At 73.0% G+C, this 19,282-nt stretch carries 19 protein-coding genes and 1 riboswitch; of the genes, 9 read left to right on the top strand and 10 right to left on the bottom strand.

The window, feature by feature from the left end:
* Positions 1-175 precede the first annotated feature (175 nt).
* Together GTW67_RS34095 and GTW67_RS34090 are read left to right on the top strand one after the other, a co-directional pair.
* Positions 176-859 carry a MerR family transcriptional regulator gene (locus GTW67_RS34095; protein WP_346010812.1) on the top strand — a complete coding sequence of 228 codons (684 nt, stop codon included), beginning with the start codon at positions 176-178 and terminating at the stop codon, positions 857-859.
* A gap of 65 nt (positions 860-924) precedes the next feature.
* Positions 925-2,433, top strand: coding sequence for a DNA polymerase IV (locus GTW67_RS34090; protein WP_346010811.1), 1,509 nt, complete (start codon positions 925-927; stop codon positions 2,431-2,433).
* Between the two features lie 60 nt (positions 2,434-2,493).
* Here the strand turns inward: GTW67_RS34090 and GTW67_RS34085 are convergent, their stop codons facing one another.
* A complete protein-coding gene (locus tag GTW67_RS34085; protein WP_346010810.1) occupies positions 2,494-2,871 on the bottom strand; it encodes a PRC-barrel domain-containing protein in 378 nt (125 codons plus the stop codon).
* A gap of 157 nt (positions 2,872-3,028) precedes the next feature.
* Positions 3,029-3,136: riboswitch (glycine riboswitch) on the top strand.
* A gap of 174 nt (positions 3,137-3,310) precedes the next feature.
* Between GTW67_RS34085 and gcvP the strand changes: the two genes are divergently transcribed.
* Positions 3,311-6,196, top strand: coding sequence for an aminomethyl-transferring glycine dehydrogenase (gene gcvP, locus GTW67_RS34080; RefSeq protein ID WP_161168595.1), 2,886 nt, complete (start codon positions 3,311-3,313; stop codon positions 6,194-6,196).
* A gap of 65 nt (positions 6,197-6,261) precedes the next feature.
* Here gcvP and GTW67_RS34075 read toward each other — a convergent pair whose 3' ends face one another.
* The 7 genes from GTW67_RS34075 to GTW67_RS34045 all read right to left on the bottom strand — a co-directional run bounded on the left by GTW67_RS34075 (position 6,262) and on the right by GTW67_RS34045 (position 11,302).
* Positions 6,262-6,681, bottom strand: a complete 420-nt coding sequence (locus GTW67_RS34075; RefSeq protein WP_161168594.1) for a TOBE domain-containing protein — start codon at positions 6,679-6,681, stop codon at positions 6,262-6,264.
* Between the two features lie 26 nt (positions 6,682-6,707).
* Complete coding sequence (locus GTW67_RS34070) at positions 6,708-7,781, bottom strand: ABC transporter ATP-binding protein (protein ID WP_161168593.1); 1,074 nt, start codon at positions 7,779-7,781, stop codon at positions 6,708-6,710.
* Complete coding sequence (modB, locus tag GTW67_RS34065) at positions 7,778-8,596, bottom strand: molybdate ABC transporter permease subunit (protein WP_346010813.1); 819 nt, start codon at positions 8,594-8,596, stop codon at positions 7,778-7,780. Before modB ends, GTW67_RS34070 begins: the two co-directional genes overlap by 4 nt.
* 44 nt (positions 8,597-8,640) lie before the next feature.
* Positions 8,641-9,480: a molybdate ABC transporter substrate-binding protein gene (gene modA / locus GTW67_RS34060; RefSeq protein ID WP_161168605.1), complete on the bottom strand. Its 840-nt coding sequence runs from the start codon at positions 9,478-9,480 to the stop codon at positions 8,641-8,643.
* A gap of 200 nt (positions 9,481-9,680) precedes the next feature.
* Positions 9,681-10,076, bottom strand: coding sequence for a TOBE domain-containing protein (locus tag GTW67_RS34055; protein WP_161168591.1), 396 nt, complete (start codon positions 10,074-10,076; stop codon positions 9,681-9,683).
* Positions 10,077-10,244: 168 nt separating this feature from the next.
* Positions 10,245-10,439 (bottom strand): DUF5999 family protein, encoded by a 195-nt coding sequence (locus tag GTW67_RS34050; protein WP_161168590.1) that lies wholly within the window; start codon positions 10,437-10,439, stop codon positions 10,245-10,247.
* Between the two features lie 278 nt (positions 10,440-10,717).
* Positions 10,718-11,302: a hypothetical protein gene (locus GTW67_RS34045; RefSeq protein WP_161168589.1), complete on the bottom strand. Its 585-nt coding sequence runs from the start codon at positions 11,300-11,302 to the stop codon at positions 10,718-10,720.
* Positions 11,303-11,885: 583 nt separating this feature from the next.
* Between GTW67_RS34045 and GTW67_RS34040 the strand changes: the two genes are divergently transcribed.
* Together GTW67_RS34040 and GTW67_RS34035 are read left to right on the top strand one after the other, a co-directional pair.
* Positions 11,886-13,403, top strand: a complete 1,518-nt coding sequence (locus GTW67_RS34040; protein WP_161168588.1) for a glutamate-cysteine ligase family protein — start codon at positions 11,886-11,888, stop codon at positions 13,401-13,403.
* 113 nt (positions 13,404-13,516) lie between these two features.
* A complete protein-coding gene (locus GTW67_RS34035) occupies positions 13,517-14,344 on the top strand; it encodes a CPBP family intramembrane glutamic endopeptidase (RefSeq protein ID WP_202438070.1) in 828 nt (275 codons plus the stop codon).
* Positions 14,345-14,384: 40 nt separating this feature from the next.
* On the opposite strand, the gene GTW67_RS34030 is transcribed toward GTW67_RS34035, so the two are convergent.
* The gene (locus GTW67_RS34030) at positions 14,385-15,194 is read right to left on the bottom strand and encodes a PhzF family protein (protein ID WP_161168587.1); all 810 of its coding nucleotides are present in this window, start codon (positions 15,192-15,194) and stop codon (positions 14,385-14,387) included.
* A gap of 164 nt (positions 15,195-15,358) precedes the next feature.
* On the opposite strand from GTW67_RS34030, the gene GTW67_RS34020 reads away from it, so the two are divergent.
* A complete protein-coding gene (locus GTW67_RS34020; RefSeq protein WP_161168586.1) occupies positions 15,359-16,012 on the top strand; it encodes a PadR family transcriptional regulator in 654 nt (217 codons plus the stop codon).
* 73 nt (positions 16,013-16,085) lie between these two features.
* On the opposite strand, the gene GTW67_RS37270 is transcribed toward GTW67_RS34020, so the two are convergent.
* Positions 16,086-16,280 carry a hypothetical protein gene (locus GTW67_RS37270; protein ID WP_202438069.1) on the bottom strand — a complete coding sequence of 65 codons (195 nt, stop codon included), beginning with the start codon at positions 16,278-16,280 and terminating at the stop codon, positions 16,086-16,088.
* 199 nt (positions 16,281-16,479) lie between these two features.
* On the opposite strand from GTW67_RS37270, the gene GTW67_RS34015 reads away from it, so the two are divergent.
* The 3 genes from GTW67_RS34015 to GTW67_RS34005 all read left to right on the top strand — a co-directional run bounded on the left by GTW67_RS34015 (position 16,480) and on the right by GTW67_RS34005 (position 19,232).
* Positions 16,480-17,019 (top strand): Clp protease N-terminal domain-containing protein, encoded by a 540-nt coding sequence (locus GTW67_RS34015; protein WP_161168585.1) that lies wholly within the window; start codon positions 16,480-16,482, stop codon positions 17,017-17,019.
* An 84-nt stretch (positions 17,020-17,103) separates the two neighbouring features.
* Positions 17,104-18,108 (top strand): EamA family transporter, encoded by a 1,005-nt coding sequence (locus tag GTW67_RS34010; protein ID WP_161168603.1) that lies wholly within the window; start codon positions 17,104-17,106, stop codon positions 18,106-18,108.
* Between the two features lie 182 nt (positions 18,109-18,290).
* Entirely contained in the window at positions 18,291-19,232 is a 942-nt protein-coding gene (locus GTW67_RS34005; protein ID WP_161168584.1) for an EamA family transporter, read from the top strand.
* Positions 19,233-19,282: the final 50 nt, after the last annotated feature.

The following is a 19,282-nucleotide window of genomic DNA, read 5'->3' as shown; positions in this document are numbered from 1 at the left end:
GAGTCGCCGTCGTACGGCCGGCCGTACGAGGGCATTCGGCTAGCCTTTCCCCGCGACAGGGCACGCGAAACCACTCTTAGGGTGATTATCACTCGGCGTGCCGAGTGTGGCGATCGTTGACGCACCGTTGGTGACTGCCTACCGTCGAGGAGGCAGGTCAAGGACGGAGGTCGGCGTGAGAATGAGCGGCGACGGTACGGCTGGGGGTGGCCCCGGTCGCGGCCTCGGGGTGGGCGGCTCGTACCCTTCCCCGGGCTCTCGGCTCCGCTCGAGCGGGGGGTATCCCCAGCCCGGCAGCGCGGCCGATCACGCTCCGCAGCGGCCGGCGGCCGTGCCGAGCAGCGGAGGGGCGACGTCCATGGCGTCCGAGCAGATCGGCTACCGCGGGCCGACGGCCTGCGCCGCCGCGGGCATCACCTACCGGCAGCTCGACTACTGGGCCCGCACGGGTCTCGTCGAGCCCAGCGTGCGGCCCGCCCACGGGTCCGGCACCCAGCGGCTCTACAGCTTCCGCGACGTGGTCGTGCTGAAGATCGTCAAGCGGTTCCTCGACACCGGGGTGTCGTTGCAGAACATCCGCACCGCCGTCCAGCACCTCAGGGAACGCGGCTTCCGCGACCTGGAGCGCATGACGCTGATGAGCGACGGCGCCACGGTCTACGAATGCACCTCGTCCGACGAGGTCCACGCCCTGCTCCAGGGCGGCCAGGGCATCTTCGGGATCGCCGTCGGCGTGGTGTGGCGGGACGTCGAGAGCGCGCTGTCCCAGCTGCACGGGGAGCGCGTCGACACGGGCGAGACCCTGGTCGGGCCCAATCCCGCGGACGAACTGGCGCGGCGCCGCAACCGGGCGGTCTGAACACCGTCCGGAGGTCGTGGGGCACAGGCGGCGCATTGTCAGTGGCGTAGGGCAGCATCGGAGATGTGAGAACCGCGCCCACGATCCTGCATCTCGACATGGATGCCTTCTTCGCCTCGGTGGAGCAGGCGTCCAAGCCGAGCCTGCGGGGGAAGGCCGTCGTCGTCGGCGGGCTCGGACCGCGGGGAGTGGTCGCCACCGCCTCCTACGAGGCGCGGGTCTTCGGTGTCCACTCGGCGATGCCCATGGGCCAGGCCCGGCGGCTCGCGCCCAACGCCGCCTACCTCGTCCCGCGCTTCGAGCTGTACCGGTCGATCAGCGAGCAGGTGATGCGGCTGCTGCGGGCCCTGTCGCCGCTGGTGGAGCCGCTGAGCCTGGACGAGGCCTTCGTCGATCTGGAGGCCGGCGGGACGGCCTGGGACGCGGAGTCGGCGCGGCTGGCGGGAGCGAAGCTGCGCGCGGACATCCGGGCCGTCACCGGCCTCACCGGGTCGGTGGGGCTCGCCGCGTCCAAGATGCTCGCCAAGATCGCCTCGGAGGAGGCCAAGCCGGACGGGATGGTGCTCATCGATCCCGGGACCGAGCGGGCCATGCTCGGGCCGAAGTCCGTCCGCATCCTTCCCGGGGTGGGACCGGCGACGGGCGACCATCTGCGCAGGGCCGGGATCACCACGGTCGAGGAGCTCGCCGAGGCGGGCGAGGACGAGCTGGTACGGCTGCTCGGCAAGGCGCACGGGCACGCCCTGTACGCGATGGCGCTGGCGCGCGACGAGCGGTCCGTGGTGGCCGAGCGGGAGACCAAGTCGGTGTCGGTCGAGGACACCTACGACGTGGACATCCACGACCGGGTGCGGGTCGGCGTGGAGGTGGGGCGGCTGGCCGACCGGTGCGTGCGGCGGCTACGGGGGTCCGGGCTGTCCGGCCGGACCATCGTGCTCAAGGTGCGGCGGTACGACTTCTCCACGCTGACCCGCTCGGAGACCCTGCGCGGGCCCACGGACGACCCGGCGGTCGTGCGGGAGGCCGCGGCCCGGCTGCTGGACTCGGTGGACACCACGGGCGGTGTGCGGCTGCTCGGGGTCGGCGTCAGCGGGCTCGCCGACTACACGCAGGAGGACCTGTTCGCGCAGGCCGCGGGGCAGCGGGTCGAGGAGCTGGCGGAGGAGCCGGGTGACGAGCCCGCCGAGGAGCACCGGCCGGGCCCCGTCGAGCGCCGCTGGCCCTCGGGGCACGATGTGCGGCACGCGGAGCTCGGGCACGGGTGGGTGCAGGGCAGCGGCCTCGGGCGGGTCACGGTGCGGTTCGAGACGCCGTACTCCGAGCCGGGCCGGGTGCGGACCTTCCCCGTCGACGACCCGCAGCTGTCACCGGCCGATCCGCTGCCGCTGGTCGAGGCCACTCCGCCCGTCGCGTCCGCGTCGCGAAGACCCGGGGAGGACGAGGTGACGGCGGCCTCCGCCGGAGCGGGGGCCGCGGAACCGTCGGCGGGTGTGGAGGCGGCCTCCCCAGACGCCGCTGCCCCCTCAGCCGCCGGGGTCGCGGAGCCGGGGAGTGCGGGAGCTGCGGCGCCGTGAGCCGCGGCCGTTACGGGCAGTGGGGCTCGTGGTGCGAGGCGCCCTGAGCCGGTGTTCGCCTCAGCTCTCCTCGTTGCCCGTGCCCGCCAGCTTGCCGAAGTCGTGGTCGGGGAGCGGGGGAGCGGCGGCCACGTCGAGGCCGTAGTGGTGGTAGAGCTGGAGTTCCTGTTCCGGCGAGAGATGGCGGCCCACCCCGAAGTCGGGGGCCTCCTTGATCAGGGACCGTTCGAAGGGCACGCGCAGGGTGCCGTCGACCAGCTCGCTGGGCTCCAGCGGCACGAAGGCGTCCCTGCTGAACAGGCCCGTGCGTATGGCGGCCCACTCGGGGACGCCGGTGGCGTCGTCGAGGTAGACCTCGTCGACGGTGCCGATCCTGGTGCCGTTGCGGTCGAACGCCTTGCGGCCTATCAGACTGCGCGGATCGATGTCGGTACGCACGGGCCCTCCACTTGGTCGCACTCCGGTCGCCGGCCATCCGGCGAATCATCCGCCAGTACTACAAAAAGGCACATTGGGGAGAGCGGCCACTCGAAGGTGCGCTCAGTCACTCGAAGACCCGTGCGCCCGCCTCGCTGGTAGGCTGGCAAACGGCTGCTGACCCCGTGCGGGAGAGTCCTCCAGACGTCATCGCAGACGTCGCCGGAGGCGCCGAAGGAGCAAATCCTCCCCGGAATCTCTCAGGCCCACGTACCGCACGGACGAGGTCACTCTGGAAAGCAGAGCGGGTGCCGACGGCCCCTGCTCTCACCGACGGTGAAAGCCGGCAGCCCTCGGGCGGCCCGGTGAAGCTCTCAGGTCGAGATGACAGAGGGGGAGGCCGTCCGGGCACCTGCGCCGTGGTGCCCCTCGAAGGTCGTCAGACCAGGAGGCCTCCGCAATGACAGCCCATCGCATTCCGCTCTCCGAGCTCGAACAGGCAGCACCATTCGAGCAGCGCCACATCGGCCCCGACCACGAGGCCCAGGCCAAGATGCTCGCGCAGGTCGGGTACGGCTCGCTCGACGAGCTGACGGCCGCCGCGGTACCGGATGTGATCAAGAACGCCGACGCGCTGGACCTGCCCGGCGCCCGCTCCGAGGCCGAGGTGCTGGCCGAGCTGCGCTCGCTGGCCGACCGCAACCAGGTCCTCGACTCCATGATCGGCCTGGGCTACCACGGCACCTTCACCCCGCCGGTCATCCTGCGCAACGTCATGGAGAACCCGGCCTGGTACACCGCGTACACGCCGTACCAGCCGGAGATCTCCCAGGGCCGGCTGGAGGCCCTGCTGAACTTCCAGACCATGGTCGCCGAGCTGACCGGTCTGCCGACCTCCGGTGCCTCGCTGCTCGACGAGGGCACCGCCGCCGCCGAGGCGATGGCCCTGTCCCGGCGCATGGGCAAGAACAAGAAGGGCCTCTTCCTGATCGACGCGGACGCGCTGCCGCAGACCATCGCCGTCATCCAGACCCGCGCCGAGCCGACCGGCGTCGAGGTCGTCGTCGCCGACCTGAGCGACGGCATCCCGGCCGAGGTCGCCGAGCGGGAGATCAACGGCGTACTGATCCAGTACCCGGGCGCCTCCGGTGCCGTCCGCGACATCAAGCCGGTGATCGACCGGGCGCACGAGCTCGGCGCGCTCGTCACCGTCGCCGCCGATCTGCTCGCCCTCACGCTGCTCACCTCGCCCGGCGAGCTGGGCGCGGACATCGCGGTGGGCACCACCCAGCGCTTCGGTGTGCCGATGGGCTTCGGCGGGCCGCACGCCGGCTACATGGCCGTGCACGAGAAGTTCGCGCGCAGCCTGCCCGGCCGCCTCGTGGGCGTCTCCGTCGACGCCGACGGCAACAAGGCCTACCGCCTCGCTCTTCAGACCCGCGAGCAGCACATCCGCCGCGAGAAGGCCACCAGCAACATCTGCACCGCGCAGGTGCTGCTCGCCGTGATGGCCGGCATGTACGCCGTGTACCACGGGCCCGACGGGCTGCGGGCCATCGCGCGCCGCACCCACCGGTACGCCTCGGTCATCGCGGCCGGTCTCGCGGCCGGCGGCGTCGAGATCGTGCACGGCGCCTACTTCGACACCGTCACCGCGCGGGTGCCGGGCCGGGCCGACGCGATCGTCCACGCCGCCCGTGAGAACGGCATCAACCTGCGCCTCGTCGACGCCGACCACGTGTCGTTCGCCTGCGACGAGACCACCACGCGCGCCCAGGCCGGCGGCGTGTGGAACGCGTTCGGCGTCGACGGCGACATCGAGGCCCTGGACGCGAGTGCCGAGGACACGCTGCCCGAGGCGCTGCTGCGCACCGACGACTTCCTGACCCACCCGGTCTTCCACCAGCACCGCTCCGAGACCGCGATGCTGCGCTACCTGCGCCGCCTCGCCGACCGCGACTACGCGCTGGACCGCGGCATGATCCCGCTGGGCTCCTGCACCATGAAGCTCAACGCGACCACCGAGATGGAGCCGGTCACCTGGTCCGAGTTCGGGCAGCTGCACCCCTTCGCGCCCGCCGACCAGGCGCAGGGCTACCTCACCCTCATCCGTGAGCTGGAGGAGCGCCTCGCCGAGGTCACCGGGTACGACAACGTCTCGCTCCAGCCCAACGCCGGGTCGCAGGGCGAGTTCGCCGGCCTGCTCGCCGTCCGCGGCTACCACCGCGCCAACGGCGACGACCAGCGCACCGTCTGCCTCATCCCGTCCTCCGCGCACGGCACCAACGCGGCGAGCGCCGTGATGGCCGGCATGAAGGTCGTCGTCGTCAAGACCGCCGAGGACGGCGAGGTCGACGTCGAGGACCTGCGGGCCAAGATCGAGAAGCACCGCGACGAGCTGGCCGTGCTGATGATCACGTACCCCTCGACGCACGGCGTCTTCGAGGAGCACGTCGCCGACATCTGCGCCCAGGTGCACGACGCCGGCGGCCAGGTCTACGTGGACGGCGCCAACCTCAACGCCCTGGTCGGCCTCGCCAAGCCGGGCCACTTCGGCGGCGACGTCTCCCACCTGAACCTGCACAAGACGTTCTGCATCCCGCACGGCGGCGGCGGCCCCGGCGTGGGCCCCGTGGCCGTACGGTCGCACCTCGCGCCGTACCTGCCCAACCACCCGTTGCAGCCCGCGGCCGGCCCGAAGACCGGTGTCGGCCCGATCTCGGCGGCGCCGTGGGGCTCGGCCGGCATCCTGCCGATCTCCTGGTCCTACGTCCGGCTGATGGGCGGCGAGGGCCTCAAGCGCGCCACCCAGGTGGCCGTGCTGTCCGCCAACTACATCGCCAAGCGCCTGGAGCCCCACTTCCCGGTGCTCTACACCGGCCCGGCCGGGCTGGTCGCGCACGAGTGCATCGTCGACCTGCGTCCGCTGACCAAGGCGACCGGCGTGAGCGTGGACGACGTCGCCAAGCGGCTGATCGACTACGGCTTCCACGCGCCGACGATGTCCTTCCCGGTGGCCGGCACGCTGATGATCGAGCCGACCGAGTCCGAGGACCTGACCGAGCTGGACCGGTTCTGCGACGCGATGATCGCCATCCGCGCGGAGATCGAGAAGGTCGGCTCCGGCGACTGGCCCGCGGAGGACAACCCGCTGCGCGGCGCCCCGCACACCGCCGGTGCGCTGGGCGGTGAGTGGGACCACGCCTACACGCGCGAGGAGGCCGTGTTCCCGGCCGGGGTGTCGGTGGCCGACAAGTACTGGCCGCCGGTGCGCCGCGTCGACCAGGCCTTCGGCGACCGGAACCTCGTGTGCTCCTGCCCGCCGCTGGACGCCTACGAGGACTGAGCGGCCCGTGCCGAAGGCCCCGCCCCCATTGCCGGGGGCGGGGCCTTCGCCATGGCCGGCCCCGGCTACGCCTTGGCGAGCGCGACCTCGGTCGACTTGACCAGGGCGATGACGTCGGAACCCACGAAGAGGCCCAGGTCCTCGGCCGCCTCCCTGGTGATCACGGCGGTGAGTTCGGCGTCCTCCATGGTGACGTGCACGACCGCCATGACCTCGCCGAGCACGATCCGGGTGACCGCGCCGGGCAGCCGGTTGCGGATCGACAGGTCGTCGGCCGGGCCGGTGGCGAGGGAGACCTCCGTCGACTTCACCAGGGCGCGGACGGCCGCTCCGACGCTCAGGCCGAGGTCGTCGGCGGCCTCCCGGGTGATGGCCGCGGTGAGGTCCTGGCCCCCGGTCAGGCGGACCCCGACCGTCGCCATGGCCTCGCCCGGGGTGACGCCGGTGACGGTGCCGGGGAGCTGGTTGCGGATGCTCAGGCTCATGGAGGCACCGTAGCCCGGCGACACCGTCATGCCGGGTATGCGTGCGTCTGCGTCGCCTTGACCGTCGCCCACACCGGTGCGCCCGGGTGCAGGCCGAGCTCGGCCGCGGCGACCGTGGTGAGGTCGGCGGCGAGCGCGAGTTCGCCGGTCAGGTCCACGCGGATCTGGTCGCCGTGCGTCTCCAGACCGGCGACCTCGCACCGCCACAGGTTGCGCGCGCTGGAGCCGGCGGGGCGCTCCCCGTACAGGGTCACGGCCCCCGGCGGGAACGCCACGAACACCGGTCCGGAGAGGTCCTCCGTGGTCGTGATCGCCGTACCGGCGTCGAGCCGGACGGTGTGGGCGTCGGCCGTACCGCGGTAGAGGTTCAGGCCGACGAGCTGCGCGATGTAGTCGGTGCGGGGCCGGCGGGCGATGTCGGCGGGGCCGCCCTCCTGGACGACCCTGCCGTGCTCGACGACCACCAGGCGGTCGGCCAGCACCATGGCGTCCAGCGGGTCGTGGGTGACGAGGACCGCGACGGCCTCGAAGTCGGCCAGGTGACGGCGGAGCTGGGCGCGCACCTCCAGCCGCGTCCGGGCGTCCAGCGCGGCGAGCGGCTCGTCGAGGAGCAGCAGGCGGGGGTTGGTCGCCAGGGCGCGGGCGAGGGCGACGCGCTGCGCCTGGCCGCCGGAGAGGCGGCGCGGCTTGGCGCCCGCGTGGCCGGCCAGGCCCATGCGGTCCAGCCATCCCGCAGCCAGGGCCCGGGACTCGGCCTTGGTCGCGCCCCGGCAGCGCGGGCCGAAGGCCACGTTGTCGAGCGCGGTCAGGTGCGGGAAGAGCAGGTAGTCCTGGAAGACGACGCCGACCGGCCGGGACTCGGGCGGCGTACGGTCCAGCACGACCCCGTCGAGACGCAGATGGCCGCCGGTGGGCGGCAGCAGGCCGGCGAGTGCGCGCAGGGCGGTGGTCTTGCCGGCGCCGTTGGGGCCGAGCAGCGCGACGACCTCGCCGGGCGCGGCGGCCAGCGACACGTCCAGGCTGAAGGCGCCGCGGTCCACGACGAGCCGGGCGTCCAGTCCCTCGCCGGGTACGGCGGCGCCGGCGGTGGGTGCGTTCATGCCGTCCTCATCCATCGGTCGCGCAGACCGGCCAGTACGGCGATGGAGACGGCCAGCAGCACCAGGCTGAGGGCGATCGCCGCCGCCGGATCGTTCTGGAGCGCCAGGTAGACCGCGAGTGGCATGGTCTGGGTCCGCCCGGGGAAGTTGCCCGCGAACGTGATCGTCGCCCCGAACTCGCCGAGGGCCCGCGCCCACGCCAGGACCGAGCCCGCCGCGATGCCCGGCGCGATCAGCGGCAGCGTGACCCGGCGGAACGCGGTGAAGCGGGAGGCGCCCAGCGTCGTGGCGGCCTCCTCGTACCGCGGGTCGGCGGCCCGCAGGGTGCCCTCCACGCTGATGACCAGGAAGGGCATCGCCACGAACGTCTCCGCGAGGACGACGCCCGTCGTGGTGAACGGCAGCGTGATCCCGAACCACGCGTCCAGCCACTGCCCGATCACGCCGTTGCGGCCGAACGCCAGCAGCAGCGCCACACCGCCCACCACCGGGGGCAGCACCAGCGGCAGCGTCACCAGCGCGCGCACGAGGCCGCGGCCGGGGAACTCGGTGCGGGCCAGCAGCCAGGCCAGCGGGACGCCGATCAGCAGGCTCAGCGCGGTCGCCGAGGTGGCGCACACCAGCGACAGCCGCAGGGCCTGCCACACCTCGGCGCTGGTGAGCTGCTCGGGCAGGCTCCGCCAGGGAGCCCGCACCAGCAGGGCGATCAGCGGGAGCAGCAGGAACGCCAGGCCGACGAGGGCGGGCACCAGCAGGGGCACCGGCACGGTGCGGACGCCCCGGCGGGAGGGCTCGCGGCGTGGGCCGCCCTCCACGGTGTCGGCCCCGGGCCCGGCGGTCTTGGTCGGCTCCGGCCCGGTCACGGCGTGAGGAACCCGGCCCCGGTCAGCACCTTCTGACCCTCGGCGGACTTCACCAGCTCGATGAAGACCTTGGCCGCGTCCGCGTTGGGCGCGTCCTTCAGCAGGGTGATCGGGTAGTCGTTGACGGCCTTGGCCGACTCGGGGAAGTCCACGCCCTGCACCTTGTCACCGGCCGCCTTCACGTCGGTCTTGTAGACGACGGCGGCGTCGGCCTCCTTCAGCTCGACCTTCGTCAGGGCGCTCTTGACGTCCTGCTCGTAGGAGGCGGGGGTGAGCTTCAGGCTGCTCGCGTCCAGGGCCTTCTGCGCGGCGGCGCCGCACGGCACGGTCCTGTCGCACAGCACGACCTTCAGGCCGGACTTGGTGAGGTCCTTCAGGGAGGAGATCTTGTCCGGGTTGCCGGGCAGGGTGGCGATCTCCAGCTGGTTGCGGACGAAGGTCGACGGGGTGCCGTCCGCGTCGCCGGCGTCGGTCACGGTGGCCATCGTCTTGGGGCTGGCGGAGGCGAACACGTCCGCGGGCGCGCCGCTGGTGATGCTGGCGGCCAGGGTGTCGCTGCCGCCGAAGTTGAAGGTGACCCGGGTGCCCGGGTGCTCCTTCTCGAACGTCTTCCCGAGCGCGGTGAAGCTCTCCTTGAGCGACGCGGCGGCGAACACGGTGACGGTGCCGGAGACCTTCGCGGACGGGGACGCGGAGGAACCGGCCGCGTCGGAGCCGGAGTCGGAGTCCGAGCCGGACGACGAGCAGGCGCTCAGGACCAGCAGCGCGGCGACTCCCGCGCCGGTCACCGGCAGGGTCCGGCGGATGCTGCGGGTTCTGCGCACGGTACGGGTCATCACGGGCCACTCCCTCTGTCACGGGTGGGGACCCCGGCGGGGCCCGGCGGCCGGGCGCACGTCGGACTCCCCGATGCGCCGATCATACTTCCGCATCTGCGAGGGATAAGTCTCCTGTTTCATCGCATGAGCGGGCCCGCAAGATCGAAAGCCTTGCATGTGCGTTCGTACGGGCGCCGGGGTGCTGTGCCGGGAGCCGGTCAGGTCTTGTCGATATGGACATTCGTCGACTTCACGCGGGCGGTGGCCTCCATCCCGACCTCCAGGCCGAGTTCCTCGACGGCCTCGCGGGTCAGCAGGGAGACGAGCCGGTGCGGGCCGGCCTGGATCTCGACCTGGGCCGCGACGTCGCCGAGCTTGATGGCGGTGACGATCCCGGCGAAGGCGTTGCGGACCGAGGTGTACGCGGTGTCGTCGTCGGTGCCGCCCGAGCGGGCCAGCTCGACCGAGAACGCGGCCAGGTCGCGCCCGTCGACGAGCCGCCGCCCGCCCTCGTCGCGGTGAGTGGTGATCCGGCCCGCGTCGGCCCAGCGGCGGGCGGTGTCCGGGCTGACGCCGAGCAGCCGCGCCGCCTGGCCGATGGTGTAGGACTGCATGCCGGTCACGATAGGTGGCGACGGGGGGCCGGTGCGCGCAGGGGGCCGTTCGGGCGAGGGGCTGACCGGCGGGTGGGTGCCCGGTACGCGTCGGGGCCGGCCCCGCGGGAACTCCCGTGGGGCCGGCCCCGGATGCCGGGCGGGTCGGCGGGTGCCGCCCGGGGAAGATCAGGCGGCGGTCATCAGTCCCGGGCGGTGCGGGGCGATGACCCGGCCGTCGGGCAGCAGCTCACCGGTGTCCTCGAAGAGGACGACGCCGTTGCACAGCAGGCTCCACCCCTGCTCCGGGTGGTGCGCCACCAGCCGGGCGGATTCCCGGTCGGCGGAGTCGGCTGGAGGACACGGTGGCTGGTGCTGACACATGAGTGGGGTCTCTCGGTCCGTCGTGATGGGTGAGTGCGCTGTCTTGTCTGTCCCGCGGCGTGAAACGTCGTCCATGGCCGCCCCCCGTCGGTAAGTCGGTCCGAACCCAGTGTTGCCCCGCGGGCGTCGATCCGCAGGTATTTCGCAGCACCGCTTCTCACGGGTTGGAGACGCGTCACCCACGCGGACGGTTCAGCGCAACTGCACTGTCACTTCGGGTGATTCACCATGACCGGATGGAACTAGTCCGCCCGGGCCGAACTCGGGCGGACCCGTGGTCAGGCGGGGGAGCGGAGCAGTCGCGTCGGCGTCACCCGGTGGGTCAGGACCGGGAGCAACTCGGCCACCTGGTGCGGCCGGTGGGCCGCGATGCCGGGCGGTGCCGGCGCGAGCGGCACCAGCAGGTCCGTGCCGGCGGGGTACCCCTCGGCCGGGTCCGCGGCGCAGTCGCCGTGCAGCCACAGCGTGAGCATGTAGAGGCCGGGCACCGACAGCAGGCGCGGCTGGTAGGGCCCCGGCAGCGCCTCCGCCTGGCGCAGTGCCCGTTCGGTCGAGGCGATGTAGGGGCCTTCGAAGAAGCGGGAGAAGGCCCACCCGTCGGGGGTCGGCATGGTCTCCGCCGCCGCCACCGCCCGGTCACCGGAGCGGATCAGGAACCGCCAGCCGGTCAGCCGGGTGGCCGTCACACCGTCGGCGGACACCCCGTCGAGCACATGCACGGGCAGGGGCAGTTCGGGCGTGGTCGGCCCCTGGGCGCCGAGCAGGGACGGGGTCCGTGCCTCGCGGACCGCGGTGGGCGACGAGAGGGCGGTCAGGACGGAGCGCAGGGCGGGCGCGGGAGCCGGGGGGACATGCAGCGGCATGGTGGGTCGCCTCTCAATCGAAGGCACGGTGGCGCGAGGGCGTTGCGTGACAGTGCGGGGCGGGGCGGGGCGTGCGGGGCGGACGACGCTGTCAGCTCACGGGGTGGGAAGGCAGGGGCCGGGGTCCGAGAACCGAGAAGTGGAGTGAGGCCTGCCGTGCGTCAGCCCGGCGGCAGGATCCATCGACCGTGGACGCCGGTCTTCTGCCTTGTTCGCGGAGTTTATACGACACGTGTTCAGACTGTGTTTCAACTAGCCGTCCGCGGCAAGCAGAACAAGAGCACATTCGGTCGTGAAAATGCGGTAATCCTCCGCATTTCATGCCCGGGGCGCGGCGCTGACCTCGGGGAATGGTCACCGAGCGGTCGGCCAATTCTCGTCGGCGTTTTTCACGAGTTGGCGGGCCCTGAAACTGCGGGATGCGCCATGCCCGGTGAATGTGCCACCGGTCACATCGGGTCAGCGTAGCGGGTGCCGGGGCCGCGCGGGGACGTTATCGATCGCTTCCGCTGGGCATCATCCAACCTGACCCGGCGCACCGACGGCCGGGTCGTCAGCCACCGCTCCGAGAAGGGACTCTTCCATGGGGGAGAAGGTCGTGGCAGGTCAGTTCGACCTGTCCGATCGCCAGCGCTACCGCGACAAGCTCCAGCGGTGCCTGACGGGTCTGGAGCGACTGCTGGCGGAGAAGCGGTTCGACCGTCCGAAGAACCTGATGGGGCTGGAGATCGAATTGAATCTCGTCGGTGCCGACGGGATGCCGAAAATGCTGAATGCGCAAGTCCTCGAGCGCATCGCGAGCCGCGACTTCCAAACAGAACTCGCCATGTTCAACCTGGAAGTCAACATCGCTCCACACCGATTGGGTGGCCGGGTATTCGACCGGCTCGCCGAGGAGATCCGCACGTCACTGGCATATGCGGACCGGAAGGCCGGCGAGGTCGACGCGGGAATCGCGATGATCGGAATTCTGCCGACCCTCGACCGGGACGACCTGGTCTCGTCCAATCTCTCGGCCGTCGACCGCTACGCGCTGCTCAACGAACAGATCGTGGCGGCCCGCGGCGAGGACTTCACCCTCGACATCGAGGGCGTCGAGCGCCTGACCTGCACGTCCAAGTCGATCGCCCCGGAGGCCGCCTGCACCTCGGTGCAACTGCACCTCCAGGTCACCCCGGACCGCTTCGCCGACGTGTGGAACGCCGCCCAGGCGGTCACCGCGGCGCAGATCGCCCTCGGCGCCAACGCGCCCTTCCTGTTCGGCCGGGAGCTGTGGCGCGAGTCCAGGCCCCCGCTGTTCCAGCAGTCCACCGACACCCGCCCGCCCGAGCTCCAGGCCCAGGGGGTGCGCCCGCGCACCTGGTTCGGGGAGCGGTGGGTGACCTCGGCGTACGACCTGTTCGAGGAGAACAGGCGCTACTTCCCGGCGCTGCTGCCGATCTGTGACGACGAGGACCCGCTGGAGGTCCTGGACGCGGGCGGCGTGCCGAAGCTCGCGGAACTCGTCCTGCACAACGGCACGGTCTACCGCTGGAACCGCCCCGTCTACGACATCGCCGACGGCGTCCCGCACCTGCGGGTGGAGAACCGCGTCCTGCCCGCCGGCCCGACCGTCATCGACGTCATCGCCAACGCGGCCTTCTACTACGGCGTCGTCCGCGCGCTCGCCGACGAGCCCCGCCCGGTGTGGACCCGGCTGCCCTTCGAGGCCGCCGCCGCCAACTTCGAGGCCGCGTGCCGCCACGGCATCGACGCCCGCTTCGAGTGGCCCCGGCGCGGCAGGCTCGGCGGCACCACCGAGGTCGACGCCGCCGTCCTCGTACGCGACGAACTGCTGCCGCTCGCCGAGGCCGGGCTGGACGCGTGGGGCGTGGAGCCCGCCGACCGCGACCTGTACCTCGGGGTGATCGAGGAGCGGTGCCGGCGCCGGGTCAACGGCGCGTCCTGGCAGGCGGCCACCTTCCACCGGGCCCTTGAGGCCGGTCTGTCCCGGGACGCGGCGCTGGCCGCGACGACCCGGCGCTACGTCGAGCTCATGCACCAGGGCGATCCCGTGCACCTGTGGCCGGTGGGCCTGCCGGAGCCGGCGTCCCTGGGCTGACCGGCTCCGGGCCTGCCCTCCCAGGCGCGGGGACCGGCACCTGGCCGCCCCCGCCGCGCGCCGCCTCATACTGATCGGGCAAGCTGTGACGTTCCGGCTGGAGGCAGGTGTGCATGGCGGAGGCGGGCCCGGTGGACGATGCGATCCCTCAGCGGCGGTTCGACGAGGAACCCCCTCGCGAGCGGCGGCTCACGCGGCGGATCCTGCGTGACGAGACGCTGCTCGTCCTGGCGCTGTCGCTCGGCGCCAGCGGCGTGTCCGCCCTCATCAGCTTCGTCGGCTCGCTCACCCGGCCCGGCGGCCTCAAGGACCAGGCGGCCACCCTCAACGCCTCGGCCGCGCCCGGCCGCCCCTGGCTGGACCTGGCCTGGCAGCTCTTCGGGATCGCCACCGCACTGGTCCCGGTCGCCTTGGTCGCGCACCTCCTGCTGCGCGAGGGCCGGAGCCTGCGGACCCTGGGCTTCGACCGCACCCGGCCCTGGCCCGACCTGGGACGTGGCGCCGCCGTCGCGGCCGTCATCGGCAGTACCGGCATCGCCTTCTACCTGGCCGCCCGGGGCCTCGGCTTCAACCTGACCGTGGTGCCCGAGGCGCTGCCCGAGGTGTGGTGGAAGTACCCCGTGCTCATCCTCTCGGCGGTGCAGAACTCCGTCCTGGAGGAGGTGATCGTCGTCGGCTATCTGCTGCGCCGGCTCGATCAGCTGGGCTGGAGCCGGGGCGCCTCGATGGCGGCGAGTTCGGTGCTGCGCGGCTCCTACCACCTCTACCAGGGCATCGGCGGCTTCGTCGGCAACATGGTGATGGGCGTGGTGTTCGTGTACCTGTACCGCCGCTGGGGCCGGGTCGGTCCGCTGGTGGTCGCGCACTCGCTGCTCGACATCGGGGCCTTCGTGGGCTACGCCCTGCTCGCCGGAAAGGTCGGCTGGCTCCCGACCGCGTGACGGGGACCCGGGAGGCTGCCGCGCCCCCGTCACGCCGGTCCTAGGCCAGCAGCTCGCCCTCGATGACCGTCACCGCGCGGCCGCCCAGCAGGGTGCGGTCGCCGCGCAGCTGCGTGCGGACATGGCCCGAGCGGGGCGAGGCCTGGAGCCCGGTGAGGTCGGTGCGGCCCAGGCGCTGTGCCCAGTAGGGGGCGAGAGCCGTGTGCGCGCTGCCGGTGACCGGGTCCTCGTCGATGCCGACGTTCGGGAAGAAGCAGCGGGAGACGTAGTCGTAGCCGCGGGCGGGGTCCTCCGCGCGGGCCGTGGCGATGATGCCCCGCCGCGAGTGGGCGGCCAGGGCCCTGTGGTCCGGGTCCAGGCCGCGGACGGTCTTCTCGTCGGCGACCTCGACCAGCAGGTCACCGACGTTCGGACCGGTGTCCAGGGCGGCGCCGGGCCGCGCGCCCAGCGCCTTGGCGATGCCCTCGGGGATCTCGACCGGTGTGAGCGGCGCGGTCGGGAAGTCGAGGGTGATCGAGCCGTCCTCGCCGGGCGTGGCGATCAGGACACCGCTGCGGGTCGCGAACCGCACCGGGCCCTCGTGGGCGCCCGTGGTGTGCAGGACATGGGCCGTGGCCAGCGTCGCGTGGCCGCACAGGGCGACCTCGGTGGCGGGCGTGAACCAGCGCAGCGCCCAGTCGGCCTCGCCGCCCGCGGGCAGCGGGTGGGCGAACGCGGTCTCGGCGTGATTGACCTCCAGGGCGATTTTCTGGAGCCGGTCGTCCTCCGGGAAGGCGTCGAGGAGCAGTACCCCGGCGGGGTTCCCGGCGAAGGGCCGGTCGGTGAAGGCGTCGACGATTCGGATGCGCATGACTTTGACGCTAAGGGCTCGGCGAAGCCGCAGGCCAAGGCCAATTCGCGAGTCCTGGCCCGACTTCCGGGACGCCGGGCTGTCGGCAGGGGCTTGCCGACCGATAGTTTCCGATATATCGTTGAGGCATCGCGACAGATCAACGACTGAATGGAGTGATGGCGATGCGTACCCACGGATACGAGCGTGGACACGGTGGACACGGACGCGGCGAGGGCGGTCCCTTCGGACGCGGCGGTCACGGCGACTTCGACGGCCGGCGTGCGGCCTTCGGCCCCTTCGGGCCGGGCGGCCCCGGTGGCCCCGGCGGTCCCTTCGGGCCGGGCTTCGGCCACGGAGGGCCCTGGGGCGGCCGAGGACGGGGCGGACCCAGGGGGAGGGCGCGGCGCGGTGACGTACGCGCGTCGATCCTCGCCCTGCTCAAGGACCGTCCGATGCACGGCTACGAGATGATCCAGGAGATCGCCGAGCGCAGCGGCGGGGCGTGGAAGCCCAGCCCCGGCTCGGTGTACCCGACCCTCCAGCTCCTGGAGGACGAGGGCCTGATCGCCAGCGAGAGCGAGGGCGGCAAGAAGCTCTTCTCGCTCACCGAGGCGGGTCGCACCGCGGCCGAGGACGGCCCCGAGGCGCCCTGGGAGGAGGCCTCCCGCGGCGTCGACTGGGAAGCGCTGAACGACATCCGGCAGGCCGGCTTCGGGCTGATGGAGGCCTTCGGCCAGGTCTGGAAGACCGGCAGCAAGGAGCAGCGGGAGAAGGCGCTCGCCGTCATCGGTGACGCCCGCAAGAAGCTGTACCTGATCCTCGCCGACGAGGACTGACCGGTACGGCACACGAAGGCGCCCCGCGGAGTGGTCCGCGGGGCGCCTTCGCGCGTGCGCCACGCGCCCGCGTTCAGTTCATCCGCCGTATCACCGCCGCGTCGAAGAGGTCCCACGCGCGCGGGAGGGCGCTCTCGTCGTGGCAGTGCCAGGCCTCCCAGAACAGGTCGCCGGCCAGCGCGTCCTCCGGGGCGTACACCCGGTACACGTACTGACGGCCGTCGACCGCCGGGAGCGTCACCAGCCAGCACTCGCACCTGGTCCTCATGCTCCTGTTGGACCCGCGACGGCCCGCCGGGGTTGTACCGGGCGGCCCGCCGCAAGGCGGCGCGCCCCCGGCGGGGAGCAACGGCGTGATCTCATCCGTAAGGAGGATATTCCGGCCCTCCGGGTCCACTCTGTGTGGGACGCCGAAATGCTCCCCCTCGGGGATGCCCCGGCCCGGCGGGGCTGATGTGCTGGGTGATGTGCAACCCCGTATCCCCCGGCAGTCGGCCGGTGAGCAAGGCGACCGGCGCCCGGACGGCGCCGACGCCGACGCCCGGTTCAGCGCGCGACTGGCGCCGGTGGTCTCCGGTGCCCGCCGCAGAGCGGTGCGGGACGGGGACCCGCAGATCGACACGGCCCACCTGCTGCACTCACTCCTGGAGTACGACCCCGAGGCGCGGGCCGTCCTCGGCGAGGGGCCGCGGCTCGCCCGGCTGCTCGGCTACCTCGTGCAGCGCAGCATCGGCTACGGCCTGCGCTGGCAGAGCACCGTCGAGGACTCCGGCGCGGTGCCCGTCGTGAGCGGAGCCGCAGGATTCTCGCCGCTGGCCGCGGCGGCCATGGAGGACGCCGGCGCCCGCGCCGCCCGCCGAGGCGCGGACGAGGCCTGCGGCATCGACCTGCTCGCCGCCCTCGTCGCCGATCCGCAGGCCCGGGCCGTCGAGGTGCTCGGCCGGGCCGCCATCGACGCGCGCACGGTGCTCACCCGGGTGGACAGCCACTTCGAGCCGACGTCCTGACCCCACGCCCGCCCCCGCTGCGGATGTCCAGCCGGTGAGACAGGTGTCATCGGGGGTGACGGTCATGTCGTGCCCTGTCATCATGTGCCGGTGCAGACGACTGACAGCCCTCGCGGCAGCCATGGAAAGGGCGCCGGCCTCGGACTCGCCCTCGCCTCGGCGGTCGCCTTCGGAGGTTCCGGTGTCGCGGCCAAGCCGCTGATCGAGGCGGGCCTCGACCCGCTCCACGTGGTCTGGCTGCGGGTGGCCGGCGCGGCCCTGGTGATGCTGCCCCTCGCCGTGCGCCACCGCGCGCTGCTGCGCCGCCGCCCGGGGCTGCTGGCCGGCTTCGGCCTCTTCGCCGTCGCGGGCGTGCAGGCCTGCTACTTCGCCGCGCTCTCCCGGATCCCCGTCGGCGTCGCCCTGCTCGTCGAGTACCTGGCACCCGCCCTGGTCCTCGGCTGGGTGCGGTTCGTGCAGCGCCGGCCGGTGACGCGGGCGGCCGCGCTCGGCGTGGTCCTCGCGGTCGGCGGGCTCGCCTGCGTCGTGGAGGTCTGGTCCGGCCTCGGCTTCGACGCCCTCGGACTGCTGCTCGCGCTGGGCGCAGCCTGCTGCCAGGTCGGCTACTTCGTCCTGTCCGACCAGGGCAGCGACGCCGGCGACGACGCACCCGACCCGCTGGGCGTCATCGCGTACGGGCTGCTCGTCGGGGCCGCCGTGCTCACCGTGATCGCCCGGCCCTGGACCATGGACTGGTCGCTCCTCGCGGACACCGCCCCGATGAACGGCACCCCCGTCGCCGCCGGCCTGCTGCTGGCCTGGATCGTCCTCGTCGCCACGGTCCTCGCCTACGTCACCGGCGTGCTCTCCGTGCGCCGCCTGTCGCCGCAGGTCGCGGGCGTCGTGGCGTGCCTGGAGGCGGTCATCGCGACCGTCCTGGCCTGGGTCCTGCTCGGCGAACACCTCTCGGCGCCGCAGATCGCCGGGGGTGTGGTGGTCCTCGTGGGTGCCTTCATCGCGCAGTCGTCGGCGCCCGCCAAGGGTTCCGCGGACCCGGTGGCCAGCGGCGGGCCCGAAAGGGAGTTGTCCAGCCGCGGGACGGCGACCTAGAGTGCCGATCATGCATTCGACCGCACTCGTCCTTCCGCCTCCGGCCGCCTGAGGCGGGCCCCGGAAGCCGCCCGGCGCGTGGTCGCCGGGCCGGTCGCTGCTGCCCGTAGACGCAGTCCACACACCCCGCCCGAGGGGTGGTCCCGACTCCCGCGCCCCGTGCGCGTCTGCGGAGAGAACTCGTGTCGAATGCCGTCTCCGGCCTGCCCGTAGGGCGTGGCCTCCTCTATCTGATCGTCGCCGGTGCCGCCTGGGGCACCGCCGGGGCCGCCGCCTCACTGGTCTACCGGACCAGTGACATGGGGCCCGTGACCCTGTCCTTCTGGCGCTGCGCGGCAGGCCTCGTGCTGCTGCTCGCCGCGCAGCCGCTGCGCCGCCTGCGGGGCCCCGCCGTACGTGAGCCGTTCCGCCGCAGGGTGCTGCGGGCCGTCCTCACCGGCGTCGGCCTCGCCGTGTTCCAGACCGCCTACTTCGCCGCGGTGCAGGCGACCGGACTCGCCGTGGCCACCGTCGTCACCCTCGGCGCCGGTCCGGTGCTCATCGCGCTCGGCGCGCGCCAGGCGCTCGGGGAGCGGCTCGGCCGGGGCGGGGCGGCAGCCGTCGTCGGCGCCCTGGCCGGGCTCGGGGTGCTGGTCCTCGGCGACGGCCGGACGTCCGTCGAGCCCCGGGGCGTGCTCCTCGCCCTGGTGTCGGCGGCCGGATACTCCGCGATGACGCTCCTCACCCGCTGGTGGGGGCGCGACGGTTCCGCGGACGCGGCCGGTACGTCCGTCGGGGCGTTCGCCGTCACGAGCCTGTGCCTGCTGCCTTTCGCCCTCGCCGACGGGCTGGTGCCGCACACCGCCGAACCGGTCCGGCTGCTCTGCCTCCTGGCGTACGTCGCGGCCGTCCCGACCGCCCTCGCCTACGGCCTCTACTTCGCCGGGGCGGCCGTCGTCCGGTCGGCCACCGTGTCCGTGATCATGCTGCTCGAACCGGTCAGCGCGGCGGCGCTGGCCGTCGTCCTGCTCGGCGAGCACCTCACCGCGGCGACCCTGGCCGGCACCGTGCTGATGCTCGGCTCGGTCGCGGGGCTCGCCGTCGCGGAGGCACGCGAGGCACGGACGCCGGCGGCGCTCGCCTGACGGCGGGGCCCCGGGCGACCTCGCGCGGCGGTCTTCCCGTGCACCGGCGT

This window comes from Streptomyces sp. SID5910 (assembly GCF_009862125.1).
Classification (GTDB): domain Bacteria; phylum Actinomycetota; class Actinomycetes; order Streptomycetales; family Streptomycetaceae; genus Streptomyces.
This window is presented reverse-complemented; position numbering and strand designations above follow the sequence as displayed.